This is a genomic window from Achromobacter sp. (assembly GCF_036567245.1).
Classification (GTDB): domain Bacteria; phylum Pseudomonadota; class Gammaproteobacteria; order Burkholderiales; family Burkholderiaceae_B; genus Achromobacter.
This window is the reverse complement of sequence record NZ_DATCUY010000114.1, coordinates 1-13,301: the sequence shown is the minus strand read 5'-3', so window position 1 is coordinate 13,301 and position 13,301 is coordinate 1. Positions and strand designations below refer to the sequence as shown.

The following is a 13,301-nucleotide window of genomic DNA, read 5'->3' as shown; positions in this document are numbered from 1 at the left end:
CTGGGGCCTGATCGCCTCGATGTGGATCGGCAACCTGATGCTGGTGGTGCTGAACCTGCCGCTGATCGGCCTGTGGGTCAAGCTGCTGAAGGTGCCCTACCGCATCCTGTTCCCGGCGATTCTGGTGTTCTGCACGATCGGGGTGTACTCGTTGAACTACAACACGTTCGACATCTTCACCACGGCCATCTTCGGCATCATCGGCTACGTCTGGTCCAAGCTGAAGTGCGAAGGCGCACCGCTGCTGCTGGGCCTGGTGCTGGGTCCCATGATGGAAGAGAACTTCCGTCGCGCCCTGCTGCTGTCGCGCGGCGACTTCACGACCTTCGTGACGCGTCCGCTGTCGGCCTCGCTGCTGGCCGTCGCCGTCTTCCTGGTGATCCTGGTGGCCCTGCCCGCGATCCGCAAGAAGCGCGAAGAGACCTTCGTCGAAGAAGAGTAAAGCGCGGCCTGCCGCCCTGCGGCAGTCTCGCCCTGAAAACCCCCGGGTTCCGCCCGGGGGTTTTTCTTTGCGCGCGTGGAATCCAGTCCGACAAACGCTACGGATCGATACTACCCAATACGAATTATGTTCAAACGCAGTTCGCGTACGTTAAGCTAGGGGTTTACCCCACGCGACGATTCGAGATGAATTTCAACTGGAACAACCCCTATCCCACCACGCGGCACCCGGTGTTCGCGCGCAATGTGGTTGCTACCTCGCAGCCGCTTGCCGCCCAGGCGGGCCTGCGGATCCTGGCGCAAGGCGGCAATGCCGTCGACGCGGCGATCGCCGCGGCCGCCACGCTAGCCCTGACGGAGCCGGTCAGCAATGGGCTGGGATCGGATTGTTTCGCCATCGTCTGGGACGGCTCCAAACTGCATGGGCTGAATGCCTCGGGCACGGCGCCGGCCGGCTGGAACCTGGATTACTTCCGGCGCAAGCATCAGGGCGCCATCCCGGCCCGGGGCTGGGACAGCGTGACGGTGCCGGGCTGCGTGGCCGGCTGGGCCGCCCTGCATGAAAAACTGGGCCGCCTGGCCTATGCCGACGTGCTGGCGCCCGCCATCGAGTACGCCGAGCGCGGCTTTGCCGTGTCGCCCATCGTGCAGCAGAAATGGGCGGCGCAAACCGATGTCCTGCAGCCGCAGCCGGGCTTCGCCGAGCATTTCCTGCCGCGCGGGCGCGCGCCGCAGGTCGGGGAACACTTCGTGCTGCAAGGCGCGGCCGCCACGCTCAAGCGCATCGCGGCCAGCGGCGGCAGGGACTTCTACGAAGGCGAAACCGCCCATAAGCTGGTGGCGCATGCGCAGGCCCACGACGCCGCCCTGACGCTGGCCGACCTGCGCGATTACGCGCCGCAATGGGTCACGCCAATCAGCCAGACATATCGCGGCCACACGTTGCATCAGATTCCACCCAACGGCCAGGGCATCGCCGCCTTGATCGCCCTGGGCATCCTGCAGAACTTCGACGTGGCGGCCCGCCCGGTGGACCATCCCGAAACTCAGCACCTGTTGATCGAGGCGATGAAGCTGGCCTTCGCCGACGTCTACGAGCATGTGGCCGACGCGCGCCATATGCGCGTCACGCCCGAACAGATGCTGGCCGCGGACTATCTGGCGCAGCGTGCGCGCCTGATCGACCCCAACGCGGCGCAGGCTCCAGCCAGCGGCCATGCACCGCGCGGCGGCACCGTCTATCTCACCGCGGCCGACAAGTGCGGCATGATGGTCAGCTTCATCCAGTCGAACTACATGGGTTTTGGCTCCGGCGTGGTGGTGCCGGGCACTGGCGTCAGCCTGCAGAACCGCGGGCATTGCTTCAGCACCGATCCCGGCCATCCCAATGCGGTGGCGGGCGGCAAGCGCCCCTTCCACACCATCATCCCCGGTTTCCTGATGCGCAATGGCGCCCCCGTGATGAGTTTCGGGGTCATGGGAGGGAATATGCAGCCCCAGGGGCAGGTGCAGGCGCTGGTACGCATGCTGGACTATGGGCAGCAGCCGCAAGCCGCCTGCGACGCGCCTCGCTGGAAATGGAATCACGGGCGGTCACTGGACGTGGAGGTCGGCCTGGCCCCGGCGGTCGCCGAGGGACTGCGCGCCCGCGGCCACGTGCTTGAAAGCATGGCGGATCCCTACATGGATTTCGGATCGGGGCAATTCATCTGGCGCCTGGGCGACCCGGCCGTGGACGGATATGTCAGCGCCAGCGACAGCCGGCGCGACGGACTCGCCGCGGGCTTTTGATTGCGTTAAGGTTAGGGCCTGTTTACAGGCGCCAGCGCCCCTGATGGCCCTAACTTCATAAAGCGGAGTTCCCTGCATGGCAACGATCGGTACCAAGAGCTACGACGCTGTCGTAGCCCAGAAAGTCACTTTCCTCGGTTTGGGCGTGATGGGCCTGCCCATGGCGGGCCATCTGGCGCGCGCGGGACACGATGTCACGGTCTACAACCGCTCGCCCGCCAAGGCGCAGGCCTGGGTCGCCGAGTTCGGCGGCAAGAGCGCGGCCACGCCGCGCGAAGCCGTGGCCGGCGCGCAAATCGTGTTCGCCTGCGTGGGCAATGACGATGACCTGCGCAGCGTCGTGCTGGGACCGGACGGCGCCTTCGCCGGCATGACGCCGGGTGCGGTCTTCGTCGACCACACCACCGCGTCCGCCGACGTGGCGCGCGAGCTCTATGCGCAAGCCAAGGACCTGGGCCTGAATTTCATCGACGCCCCGGTTTCGGGTGGACAGGCGGGCGCGGTCAATGGCGTGCTGACCATCATGTGCGGCGGCGAGCAAGCCGTGTTCGATGCGATCAAGCCCGTGGCGCAGTCTTTCGGCCGCGCCGTCACGTTGGTGGGCCCCCCGGGGGCTGGCCAGTTGGCCAAGATGGTCAACCAGATCTGCATCGCGGGCGTGGTGCAGGGGCTGTCCGAAGCCATCGCTTTCGGCCAGGCGGCCGACCTGGACATGAAACTCGTGCTGGACGTGATCAGCAAGGGCGCGGCGCAGAGCTGGCAGATGGAGAATCGCGGCGGCACCATGGTCGACGACAAGTTCGAGTTCGGCTTCGCGGTGGACTGGATGCGCAAGGACCTGGGCCTGGTGCTGGCCGAAGCCCGCCACAATGGCGCGCGCCTGCCCCTGACTGCGCTGGTGGACCAGTTCTATGGCGACGTCCAGAAGATGGGCGGCAGCCGCTGGGATACTTCCAGCCTGATCAAGCGCCTGCGCGACTGAGCCCTGCCCTCTCGCGGCAAGAAAAAAGGCGAGCCGCAAGGCTCGCCTTTGTTTTGGACGCCAGCGCTTACGCGGCCAGGCTGTCCTGTTGCGCGGCAGGCAGCAGCGCATCGATGCGCTGCTTGGCCTGCGCGATGCCTTCCAGCGCAGCCACTTCGCCCATGGCCATGCCTTCGGCGGCGATGAAGTTCACGTCGCTCATGCCCAGGAAGGCCAGCATCTGGCGCAGGTAAGGCGTCAGCGTATCCGAAGGCGTGCCTTCGGCCTTGCCGCCGCGGGCAGTCAGCACGAACACCTGCTTGCCCTTGACCAGCCCTTCCGGCACGCCTTCGGCGGTATAGCGGAAGGTGACGCCGGCGCGGGCCAGATGGTCGAGATAGCTCTTGAACTGCGCGGGCATGTTGAAGTTGTAGACCGGAACGGCGAAGACGATGCGATCGGCCTCCATCACTTCGGCGACCAGCGTGTCGCTCATCTCGACCAGCCGTTGCTGATCCACGCTGCGGGCATCGGCCGGGGTAAACAGCGCGCCGGCAGTGTTGCCGTCGAAGTACGGGATGGGTTGCGCGCCAAGGTCACGGACCTTGATGGCCGCGGCCGGATTGGACGCCTTGACGCGGTTGATCAGGTGATCGGCCAATTGCTTGCTGTTGGAACGATCGCCGAGAATAGAGGAAAGGATAACCAGGGTCTTCATTGCAAATTTCTCCAGTGAGGGCCCGCTCGCTGCGGGCGGTCAGGATCCGTAGGCTTTGATCAGATCCCGAGTGCATGGCGTCACTGTAGACGGCTTAATTGTTCACATAAATAGGGTTATGATTAACTATACGTTCCAGGAATAGAACAATCATGCAAGATCTCAATGACCTCTATTACTTCTCCCAAGTGGTCGAACAGGGAGGTTTCAGCGCGGCGGCCAGGGCGCTGGACATCCCGAAATCCCGCTTGTCGCGCCGGATCTCGCACCTGGAGGAAAGCCTGGGCGTGCGCTTGCTGCAACGCACGACGCGCCGCTTGCGCCTGACCTCGGCCGGCGAACGCTATCTGCACTATTGCCGTGAAATGGCCGCCTCGGCGCGCGCGGCGGACGACGCCATGCGGCAATTGCAGGCGGAGCCCACCGGTCCCGTGATCGTGAGCTGCCCGGTGTCCATCGCCCAGGACGTGCTGTCGCCGCTGCTGCCCGAGTTCCTGGACGCCTGGCCCGCCGTGTCGGTGCAGTTGCTGGTGACCAACCGCCGTGTGGACCTGATCCGCGAAGGCGTGGACCTGGCCCTGCGTGTGCGCACCAAGCTCGACACGGACGCCGAGCTGGTCGTGCGCCACTTCGGCACGGCGCGCGGCACGCTGGTCGCCAGTCCCAGCTACCTGCAGCGCCACGGCACGCCCGACACGCCGCAGGATCTCGCCACGCACACCACGCTGAGCTTCAGCGATCCGCAAAACGAGGTGCGCTGGCCGTTGCGCAACGACAAGGGCGAAGAGGTGCAGGTGGAATTGAAGCCGCAGCTGTCCTGCAACGACTTCATCGTGCTGACCGAAGCCGCAGTGCGCGGCCGCGGCATCGCCCTGCTGCCTTCGATCGCCACGCATGAACAGCTGCGACGCGGCCAGCTGGTGCAGGTCCTGCCGCAATGGCAGTCGCCCGAAGGCATCGTGCATTGCATCTATCCGTCGCGGCGGGGCATGATGCCCGCCGTGCGCGCCCTGCTCGATTTCCTGTCGGAGCGCCTGCCCGCCATGTACCAAAGGCTGGAAAAGGCCCCGCTGCCTCCGGCTCAGTAGCCGCGCGAGCGGTCTACCACGCCAGTGATGGATTCGCCGCGCTGTAGCTGCGCAACCTTGTCCGCGATCTGCCGGATGCTTTCGTCGCGCAAGGTGCGCGCCGCGATATGCGGCGTGACGTGCACGCGCGCATCGCGCCAGAACGCATGGTCCTTGGGCAAGGGCTCGGTGTGGAAGACGTCCAGCGTGGCGCCGTCGATCTCGCCTTCTTCAAGCATCTGCACCAGGTCGTCCTCGACCAGATGTTCGCCGCGGCCCACGTTGACCAGATGCGCATGCGGCAGAAGCTGCGACAGCGTGTTGCGATTGAGGATGCCGATGGTGTCCGGCGTGAGCGGCAGCACGTTCACCAGGAAGCGCGTGCGGGCCAGGAATGCCGGCAAGGCGGCCTCGCCCGCAAAGGATTCCACGCCGGAGATGTCGCGCGGCGACCGCGACCAGCCGGCCACGGGATAGCCGAATTGGGCCAGGATCTGCGCCACGCGCGCGCCCACCTGCCCCAGCCCCAGCACGCCCACCGGCCAGTCCGCCTGCCGCGTGCCTTCGCGGGTGTCCCAGTGCTGCCGCGCCTGGGCCTGATCGAAGGCTTCGAAGTCGCGCGAGACGCGCAGCAGCGCATACAGCGCGTACTCGGCCATCTGCACCGACATGCCCGCGTCCTCCAGGCGGACGATACGCACATGCGGCGGAATCTCCGGCATCTTCAGCAAGGCGTCGACGCCGGCACCCAGGTTGAACAGCGTCGTCAGGCCGGTCTCGTGCGCGAAGAGCTCTGCCGGCGGACGCCAGACCAGGGCGGCCTGCGCGCCCGAGGGCGGGCCATCCGGATTCCACACGGAAATTCGACAGCCAGGCATGGCGGCTTCCAGGAGCGGAACCCAGGCGGCGGGATCATGATGGGGGCAGGCGAAGAGTATGTGCATGATGACTCTGTGTACAGGCTCGGGAAGCCTCCAGCATGAGGGATGCCGCCCCACAAATCAAACGGCCCGGCAGATGCCGGGCCGTGCTCAGGCTGAGGGCAGCCGCGCTCAGGCCGCCTGCGGCACTTCGGGCTTGCTCTTGTCCTTGTTCTTGTTGCGGCGCAGGAATGCCCACACCTGCAGGAAGATCAGCAAGGCACTTGCGCCGATGAACCAGGCGCTGATCGGGCGCTCCACGAATACCGCCAGGTCGCCGCGCGACAGCAACAGCGCACGGCGGAAGTTCTCTTCGACCATCGGCCCCAGCACGAAGCCGAGCAGGATGGGCGCGACGGAAAACTCCAGGGTCATCAGGATGGCGCCGATCACGCCGAACGCCAGCACTTCCCATATCTGGAAGAGGCTGTTCTGCGTGCTGAACACGCCCACCGCAATGAAGAACAGCGCCGACGGGAACAGATAGCGGTACGGCACCTGCAGCAGTTTCACCCACACGCCGATCAGCGGCACGTTCAGCACCATGAGCAGCACGTTACCCACCCAGAAGCTGGCGATCAGGCCCCAGAAGATGTCCGGATGCTCGGTGATCAGCTGCGGGCCGGGCTGGATGCCCTGGATCAGCAGCGCCCCCAGGATCAGCGCCATCACCGCGTCGCCGGGGATGCCCAGGCTCATCGTGGGGATGAAATCGACCTGCGTCTTGGAGTGCGACGAGGCTTCGGGCGACGCCACGCCGGCGATCATGCCGGTGCCGAATTTTTCGGGCGTCCTGGATATCTTGCGTTCCAGCGCATAGGCCACGAAGGTGGTGATGGTGGGACCGGTGCCGGGCATGGCGCCAAACAGCGTACCCACCGCCGTGCCGCGGACCATGGGCCAGAAAGCTGTCTTGAGCTCCTGCTTGCTGGGCCGCATGTCGCGCAGGCGCAGCTTGGCGCCGCTGCCGATGATGGTCATGCGGTTGACGCTCATCAGGAAGTCGGCCACGCCGAACAGGCCCATGGAAATCGCCACCAGCTCCAGGCCGTCGGACAGGTCCAGCAGACCGAACGAAAAGCGGATGGTGCCGGTGTTCACGTCCGTACCGACCACGCCGCACATCAGGCCGAACAAGGTCATTGCCACGCCCTTGAGCGGCGAACCGCGCGACATCGTGGCGCCGGCCAGCAGGCCCAGCAGCATGATCGAGAAGATCTCGGTCGGACCGAACTTGAACGCGACTTCCACCAGCAACGGCGACGCGAAGATCATGACGATGATCCCCACCGATGCGGCGAAGAACGAACAGATCATCGTGATGCCCAGCGCTGTTCCGCCCTTGCCCTGCTTGGTCAGCGGATAGCCATCCAGGCAGGTGACCGCATGCGGCGGATGCGAAGGCAGGTTCAGCAGAATCGCGCCGATGGCGCCGCCGTACTGCGAACCATAGAAAATGCCGGCCAGCATCAGGATGGCGGGCACCGGATGCATCACGTAGGTCAACGGCAGCAGAATGGAAATGGCCGACAGCGCGCCCATGCCGGGCAGCACGCCGATGAGGTTGCCCACCAGCACGCCGAAGAACGACCACATCAGGTTATGCCACTGGAAGGCGACGCCGAAGCCGTACCAGAGGTCCATCAAGGATTGGGAAATCATGACGCTTCAACCCCAGCGAAACAGCGGAAGCTGCAGCTGCAGCGCCCACCAGAAGACGACGACCGCGATGGCGGTCATGGCGACCGAAAGCAGGATGGCCTGCTTGATCGTGTTCTTGCGGTCGCCCAGCGCAGAGATGAATACGATGGCGAACGTGGCGGGCAGCAAACCGCCGTAATGGCCCAGCAACAGGAAGGCCAGGATGCCCAGCAGGATGCAGGCGCCGCCGCGGAAATCCGGCAGTCCATGGCCATGGCCGTCACCGGGCGGCGGCGCGGACGATTCGCCCGAGCGCGCCGAGATTGCGATCAGCACGCCGGTCAGCGCCAGCAGGCCGCCGAGCGCCGCGGGGAAGAAACCGGGTCCCATGTGGCTCAAGGAACCGATGTGATAGTCGGTCCCGCCGTAGATTGCCCCCAGTCCGATGAGGACCATCAGCGCTCCGCCGTAATAGTCCTTTCTATTGATTGTCTTTTGCACTTCATCCTCCTTCGTGGTGCGGCCGCGCGCCTGCCCGGGATGCGCGCTCGAAGCGAGCGCCACCCGGTGCCTGGCGACAGGCCCGGACGCAGATTACGGAAGGAAGCTGCTAATCCGCTTTCTGTGCGCTGTCGCGTTCCTGAATTCGGGGGTTATCCCTGAACGGAAGCCGCGGATGAAAGCAGAAATGCGGAAAAGTTATTGATCGCCCTTGAGCTCGACATCGAGCGAGCGCGGATACTGCGAGACCGTGGATGCGAGCGGCAGCCACAGCACGGAGGCCAATCCGACGCCCCCCTGGGCGTTCGATTCGCCGTCACGCAGCTCGATGTCGCCGTCGTTGCGGCGGGCATAGGCGCGGGCGATCGCCAGCCCCAGGCCCGACCCTGACGAGGCGACCGGCTTGTCCGTGCCTACGCGTTCGAAACGCGCGAAAGCGCGCTGGCGCAGTATCGGGTCCAGCCCCGGCCCATTATCGGAAACGGCGACCTCGGCGCGATTGTCGCGGCAGCAAACGGACACGGTGATGCGCGCGCCCGCGGGCGCGTAATGGATGGCGTTGTGCACCAGGTTCGACAGCGCCTCGTGCAGCTCGGCCTCGTTGCCCGAGACTGGCGCGGGGATTTCCAGCCCCTCTTCGGATCCGGCCTGCACCCAGCCCAGGTCCTGCTGCTTTTCGTGCGCCAGCGGCAGGTATTGCAGCACCACCTCGCGCGACACGGCGTTCATGTCCAGCAACTGCCGCGGCAACTGATCGGCCTGATTGGCGTGGGCCAGGGACAGCAATTGCTCCGTCAGACGGCGCGTGCGGCCCAGTTGGTCGACGATGCCACGCAGGCCTTCCTGCGCGCGGGCGGGATCACGCTCGCGCAGGGCGTACTGGGCCTGGGTCAGCATGATGGCCAGCGGTGTGCGCAGCTGATGGGAGGCATCGGCCAGGAATTGCGATTGTTCATCGAGAACGCGGCGATAGCGGGCAATGTGGTGATTGACCGCATCGACCAGCGGCGCCACTTCGCTGGGCACGCGCGAGGCGTCCAACGGCGTCAGGTCGTCGGGGCGGCGCGCCCGGATATCGTTGCGCAACCGGCGCAGCGGCTTCAGCGCCCACGACACGCCCCACCACACCAGCAGCGCCACCAGCGCCAGCATGCGCGTGTCGCGCAGAATTTCCTGGCGCCGCGCGTTGTTCTCGGCTTCGATGCGCTTGCCGGTGCTTTCAGCCACGACCACCAGCACCTGGCGATGCTGCCCCTGGTAATACAGGTCCCGCACCACCGCGACGACCCGCACGGGATCATTGCGATAGACGCTGTCGTAGAAGATAGGCTGGCTGTTGGAACGCGGCCAGCTGGGCGGACGCGGCATTTCCGGCATGCCCAGCAGCGTCTTGCCCGGGGTCGTGGGCACCGCGGCCCCGTCCGGCAGGGGCGGGTCGATCTCTTCGATGCGAAAGTACTTGCGCAGGCCCGCGCGGGACTCGAGCATCACCTGCGCATATAGCGGCGTGGCGACCTGCAGATTGCCGTCAGGCGTGAATTCCAGGCTGCTTTCCAGCACCCGGGCCGGCTCCACCAAGGCGCTGTCGTAGGCTTCGTTGGTGATCTCGGCCAGGGTGCGGTAGTCGTTCACGCTGTCCACCACCAGCAGCATGATCACGCCCGGCAGCAGCAGAATGATCAGCAGCGCGCGGATACCCACGCGCGGCAGCTCGGATAGCCGCAGCCTCACTCAGGATTCCGCGGACTCGCTGGCAACGCTTTCCAGCATGTAGCCCAGCCCGCGCACGGTGACGATGCGCACGTCGCTGCCGGCCAGCTTCTTGCGCAGCCGGTGCAGCACGACCTCAATGGCGTCCGGATTGGCTTCGCTGTCGTGAGTGAAAACCTTGCCGAACAGCTGGGACTTGTCCACCGGATAGCCGCTGCGGGTCAGCAAGGCGGCCAGGGCGGCATGTTCGCGCGGGGTCAGGAACAACAGCGAGCCGTCCAGGGTGAAGGCGCGGCTTTCGCTGTCGTAGGACAGCGAACCGCATTGCAGGCGCGGATGCTGGCGACCGCGGCTGCGGCGCACCAGCGCGGTCAGGCGCGCTTCCAGTTCCTCGAGCGCGAAGGGCTTGGTCAGGAAGTCGTCCGCGCCCAGGTTCAGGCCGCGCACGCGATCCTGCAGGGCGCCCTGGGCGGTCAGCAGCAGCACGGGGGTGCGGTCGTCGCGGTTGCGCATTTCGCGCAGCACCACCAGTCCGTGCTTGTCGGGCAGGCGCAGGTCCATGACGATGGCGTCGTACTCGGTGCCCGCCATGAAAGCTTCGGCGGTACGGGCGTCGGCCGCGTGATCCGGCACGAACCCGCTCTGGGCGAGCGCGCGCATCAACCAGGACGCCATGTCCCGTTCGTCTTCAACCAACAATATGCGCATGACCGTCCGTTCCTTCTGGCAGATTGTCTGCCGCCCGTTGCCCGTGCACCCGTTGGCGCAGGTAGCGGGTTTCGTGATGGCGCCGGAAGAGGATAGCCGACAGCTCGTTCAGCGCCTGGGTGTAGACATCGCGCTTGAACTCGATCACGGCATCCAGGGGCACCCAATACTGGCTCCAGCGCCAGGCATCGAATTCCGGATGCTGCGTCGCGCGCAAGCACACATCGCTGTCACGTCCGACCAGGCGCAACAAGAACCAAATCTGCTTTTGTCCTTTATAGTGGCCGCGCCACTCACGCCGGACGAAGTGATCGGGCACGTTATAACGTAACCAATCGCGTGTACGCCCCAAAATACGGACATGCTCGGGCTTCAAGCCCACCTCTTCATGGAGTTCGCGATACATGGCCTGCACCGGGCTTTCGCCGTACTTGATGCCGCCCTGGGGGAACTGCCAAGCATGTTCCCTGATACGCTTACCCCAAAAGACCTCGTTTCTACCGTTGACGAGAATGATGCCGACATTGGGGCGGTAGCCTTCGCGGTCAAGCATGGGCCACCCCCACCGAATTCAATACAATTACGGTCGATTATACGTATCTGCTGCCACCTTTAAACATGCGCGCATCCAACTACCACATCAACACCCTCAAAGAAGCCCCTTCCGAAGCCGAAGTCGCCAGCCACCAGCTGATGACCCGGGCAGGGATGATCCGCAAGCTCGCGGGCGGCATCTACACCTATATGCCCCTGGGGCTGAAAGTCATCCGCAAGGTCGAAGCCATCGTCCGCGAAGAAATGAACGCCGCGGGTGCGATCGAGCTGCTGATGCCGGTGGTCCAGCCGGCCGAGCTCTGGCAGGAGTCGGGCCGCTGGGAGCAGTACGGCGCCGAATTGCTGCGCATCAAGGACCGGCACCAGCGCGACTTCGTGCTGCAGCCCACGTCCGAGGAAGTCATCACCGACATCGCGCGCAACGAAATCCACAGCTACCGCCAGCTGCCGGTGAACTTCTATCACATCCAGACCAAGTTCCGGGACGAGCGCCGCCCCCGCTTCGGCCTGATGCGCGGCCGCGAATTCACCATGAAGGACGCCTATACCTTCGACCGCGACGAAGCCGGCGCGCAGGCCAGCTACGACAACATGTTCAACGCCTACATGCGCATCTTCGGCCGCCTGGGCCTGGGATTCCGCGCCGTGGCCGCTGACACGGGCTCGATCGGCGGCACCCGCAGCCACGAATTCCAGGTGATCGCCGAGACCGGCGAAGACCTGCTGGTCTATAACGCCGACTCCGACTACGCCGCCAACATCGAGTTGGCCGAGGCCGTGGCGCTGTACGCCACCCGCGCCGAACCCGCCCAGGCCATGGCCGACGTGCCCACGCCGGGCGCCGCCAAGTGCGAGGACGTGGCCAAGCTGTTGGGCCTGCCGCTGGAACGCACCATCAAGTCCATCGTGCTAGCCACCGACGGCGAGAAAGGCGCCGACATCTGGCTGCTGCTGCTGCGCGGCGACCATGAACTCAATGAAATCAAGGCCGGCAAGCTGCCCGGCCTGGCCGGCTTCCGCTTCGCCACCGAAACCGAGATCGTCGAAGCCTTTGGCTGCAAGCCCGGCTATCTGGGCCCGGTCAAGACCGCCCGTCCGGTGCACGTCATCGCCGACCGCACCGTGGCCAACATGGCCGATTTCGTCTGCGGCGCGAACAAGGAAGATTTCCACATCCAGGGCGTGAACTGGGGCCGCGACCTGCCCGAGCCCGAACTGGTGGCCGACCTGCGCAACGTGGTCGCCGGCGACCCCTCGCCGGACGGCAAGGGCACCCTGTCGATCCAGCGCGGCATCGAAGTGGGCCATGTCTTCTACCTGGGCAAAAAATACTCGGAAGCCCTCAAGGCCACCTTCCTCGACGAGACCGGCAAGCCCGCCGTCCTGGAAATGGGCTGCTACGGCATCGGCGTGACCCGCATCGTGGGCGCGGCCATCGAACAGAACCATGACGCCCGTGGCATCATCTGGCCGCGCGCGATCGCGCCCTTCGAAGTGGTAATCTGCCCGGTCGGCTGGGGCAAAAGTGAAACCGTGCGTGACACCGCGCAGAAACTTTATGAATCCCTTCTGGCGCGCGGCGTGGACGTCATCCTGGATGACCGCGATGCGCGTCCGGGCGTGATGTTTGCTGAATGGGAGCTGATCGGCGCGCCGCTGCGTGTAACAGTTGGAGAACGCGGCCTGAACGATGGTGTGGTGGAATTGCAGGCCCGTCGGGAAACCGAAGCGGCCAAGATTCCGGTAGAGTCCGCGCTTGAAGCCGTGCTGACGAAGCTCGATACGCTGTAAACCTTATAGTAACTACGGACTTTTCGCGTCCCGACTGCCCTTTGCTATCCATCGTGACCGATCCGAAGTCCGCCGAATCCGTCCTGCAGGTCCGTGTCTACTACGAAGACACGGATGCAGGCGGTGTGGTTTTCTACGCCAACTACTTGAAATTCCTGGAGCGCGCACGCACCGAATGGCTGCGCGACCTGGGAGTCAACCAGTCCAACCTGGCGGTCAGCGAGCAACGGTTATTCGTTGTCCGCTCCCTGGACATGGCCTACCGCAAGCCGGCCAGGCTGGACGATTTACTTACCATACGCAGCCGGGTCACACGACTGGGCCGCGCTTCGATACACTTCGCGCAACGCGCGGAACGCGACGGGGAACTGCTTGCCGAAGGCAACATCCAAGTCTGCTGCGTCGATGCCATTCACATGCGGCCGGCGGAGTTGCCGGCTGACGTTCGCGCCAAACTGGAATTCATTCAGGAATAACCATGCAAGTCACCAACGACA

General features: G+C 65.1%; 13 protein-coding genes. 6 read left to right on the top strand and 7 right to left on the bottom strand.

Features of this window, described 5'->3' with window-relative positions:
* From VIR09_RS05185 to VIR09_RS05175, 3 genes are all read left to right on the top strand, one after another.
* Positions 1-442 (top strand): tripartite tricarboxylate transporter permease (locus VIR09_RS05185; protein ID WP_332011905.1); only part of this gene is annotated, 442 nt, incomplete at its 5' end.
* A 185-nt stretch (positions 443-627) separates the two neighbouring features.
* Complete coding sequence (locus VIR09_RS05180; RefSeq protein ID WP_332011904.1) at positions 628-2,232, top strand: gamma-glutamyltransferase family protein; 1,605 nt, start codon at positions 628-630, stop codon at positions 2,230-2,232.
* Positions 2,233-2,308: 76 nt separating this feature from the next.
* The gene (locus tag VIR09_RS05175) at positions 2,309-3,214 is read left to right on the top strand and encodes an NAD(P)-dependent oxidoreductase (RefSeq protein WP_332011903.1); all 906 of its coding nucleotides are present in this window, start codon (positions 2,309-2,311) and stop codon (positions 3,212-3,214) included.
* Positions 3,215-3,281: 67 nt separating this feature from the next.
* On the opposite strand, the gene VIR09_RS05170 is transcribed toward VIR09_RS05175, so the two are convergent.
* Positions 3,282-3,911 carry an FMN-dependent NADH-azoreductase gene (locus VIR09_RS05170; protein ID WP_332011902.1) on the bottom strand — a complete coding sequence of 210 codons (630 nt, stop codon included), beginning with the start codon at positions 3,909-3,911 and terminating at the stop codon, positions 3,282-3,284.
* A 152-nt stretch (positions 3,912-4,063) separates the two neighbouring features.
* On the opposite strand from VIR09_RS05170, the gene VIR09_RS05165 reads away from it, so the two are divergent.
* Positions 4,064-4,999 (top strand): LysR family transcriptional regulator, encoded by a 936-nt coding sequence (locus VIR09_RS05165; protein WP_332011901.1) that lies wholly within the window; start codon positions 4,064-4,066, stop codon positions 4,997-4,999.
* Here VIR09_RS05165 and VIR09_RS05160 read toward each other — a convergent pair.
* The 6 genes from VIR09_RS05160 to VIR09_RS05135 all read right to left on the bottom strand — a co-directional run bounded on the left by VIR09_RS05160 (position 4,993) and on the right by VIR09_RS05135 (position 11,011).
* Positions 4,993-5,922, bottom strand: a complete 930-nt coding sequence (locus VIR09_RS05160) for a glyoxylate/hydroxypyruvate reductase A (protein ID WP_332011900.1) — start codon at positions 5,920-5,922, stop codon at positions 4,993-4,995. The two genes, VIR09_RS05165 and VIR09_RS05160, sit on opposite strands and share 7 nt — an antisense overlap.
* Positions 5,923-6,030: 108 nt before the next feature.
* Positions 6,031-7,560 carry a tripartite tricarboxylate transporter permease gene (locus VIR09_RS05155; protein ID WP_332011899.1) on the bottom strand — a complete coding sequence of 510 codons (1,530 nt, stop codon included), beginning with the start codon at positions 7,558-7,560 and terminating at the stop codon, positions 6,031-6,033.
* A 6-nt stretch (positions 7,561-7,566) separates the two neighbouring features.
* Positions 7,567-7,995 carry a tripartite tricarboxylate transporter TctB family protein gene (locus VIR09_RS05150; RefSeq protein WP_041652198.1) on the bottom strand — a complete coding sequence of 143 codons (429 nt, stop codon included), beginning with the start codon at positions 7,993-7,995 and terminating at the stop codon, positions 7,567-7,569.
* A gap of 243 nt (positions 7,996-8,238) precedes the next feature.
* On the bottom strand, positions 8,239-9,741 hold the full coding sequence (locus tag VIR09_RS05145; protein WP_332011906.1) for a sensor histidine kinase: 1,503 nt from the start codon (positions 9,739-9,741) through the stop codon (positions 8,239-8,241).
* Positions 9,742-9,771: 30 nt separating this feature from the next.
* A complete protein-coding gene (locus VIR09_RS05140; protein WP_008157866.1) occupies positions 9,772-10,458 on the bottom strand; it encodes a response regulator in 687 nt (228 codons plus the stop codon).
* On the bottom strand, positions 10,439-11,011 hold the full coding sequence (locus VIR09_RS05135) for an RNA pyrophosphohydrolase (RefSeq protein WP_013391497.1): 573 nt from the start codon (positions 11,009-11,011) through the stop codon (positions 10,439-10,441). Before VIR09_RS05135 ends, VIR09_RS05140 begins: the two co-directional genes overlap by 20 nt.
* 65 nt (positions 11,012-11,076) lie before the next feature.
* Here VIR09_RS05135 and VIR09_RS05130 point away from each other — a divergent pair, with 65 nt between their 5' ends.
* Entirely contained in the window at positions 11,077-12,804 is a 1,728-nt protein-coding gene (locus VIR09_RS05130; RefSeq protein WP_332011898.1) for a proline--tRNA ligase, read from the top strand.
* 53 nt (positions 12,805-12,857) lie between these two features.
* Entirely contained in the window at positions 12,858-13,280 is a 423-nt protein-coding gene (gene ybgC / locus VIR09_RS05125; protein ID WP_332011897.1) for a tol-pal system-associated acyl-CoA thioesterase, read from the top strand.
* The last annotated feature ends 21 nt before the right edge of the window (positions 13,281-13,301 follow it).

What these genes read in the sequence shown, in the direction of transcription:
- VIR09_RS05180 (WP_332011904.1), top strand. Translation starts at nt 628, where the DNA reads ATGAATTTCAACTGGAACAACCCCTATCCCACCACGCGGCACCCGGTG.
- VIR09_RS05175 (WP_332011903.1), top strand. Translation starts at nt 2,309, where the DNA reads ATGGCAACGATCGGTACCAAGAGCTACGACGCTGTCGTAGCCCAGAAA.
- VIR09_RS05170 (WP_332011902.1), bottom strand. Translation starts at nt 3,911, where the DNA reads ATGAAGACCCTGGTTATCCTTTCCTCTATTCTCGGCGATCGTTCCAAC.
- VIR09_RS05165 (WP_332011901.1), top strand. Translation starts at nt 4,064, where the DNA reads ATGCAAGATCTCAATGACCTCTATTACTTCTCCCAAGTGGTCGAACAG.
- VIR09_RS05160 (WP_332011900.1), bottom strand. Translation starts at nt 5,922, where the DNA reads ATGCACATACTCTTCGCCTGCCCCCATCATGATCCCGCCGCCTGGGTT.
- VIR09_RS05155 (WP_332011899.1), bottom strand. Translation starts at nt 7,560, where the DNA reads ATGATTTCCCAATCCTTGATGGACCTCTGGTACGGCTTCGGCGTCGCC.
- VIR09_RS05150 (WP_041652198.1), bottom strand. Translation starts at nt 7,995, where the DNA reads ATGGTCCTCATCGGACTGGGGGCAATCTACGGCGGGACCGACTATCAC.
- VIR09_RS05140 (WP_008157866.1), bottom strand. Translation starts at nt 10,458, where the DNA reads ATGCGCATATTGTTGGTTGAAGACGAACGGGACATGGCGTCCTGGTTG.
- VIR09_RS05135 (WP_013391497.1), bottom strand. Translation starts at nt 11,011, where the DNA reads ATGCTTGACCGCGAAGGCTACCGCCCCAATGTCGGCATCATTCTCGTC.
- VIR09_RS05130 (WP_332011898.1), top strand. Translation starts at nt 11,077, where the DNA reads ATGCGCGCATCCAACTACCACATCAACACCCTCAAAGAAGCCCCTTCC.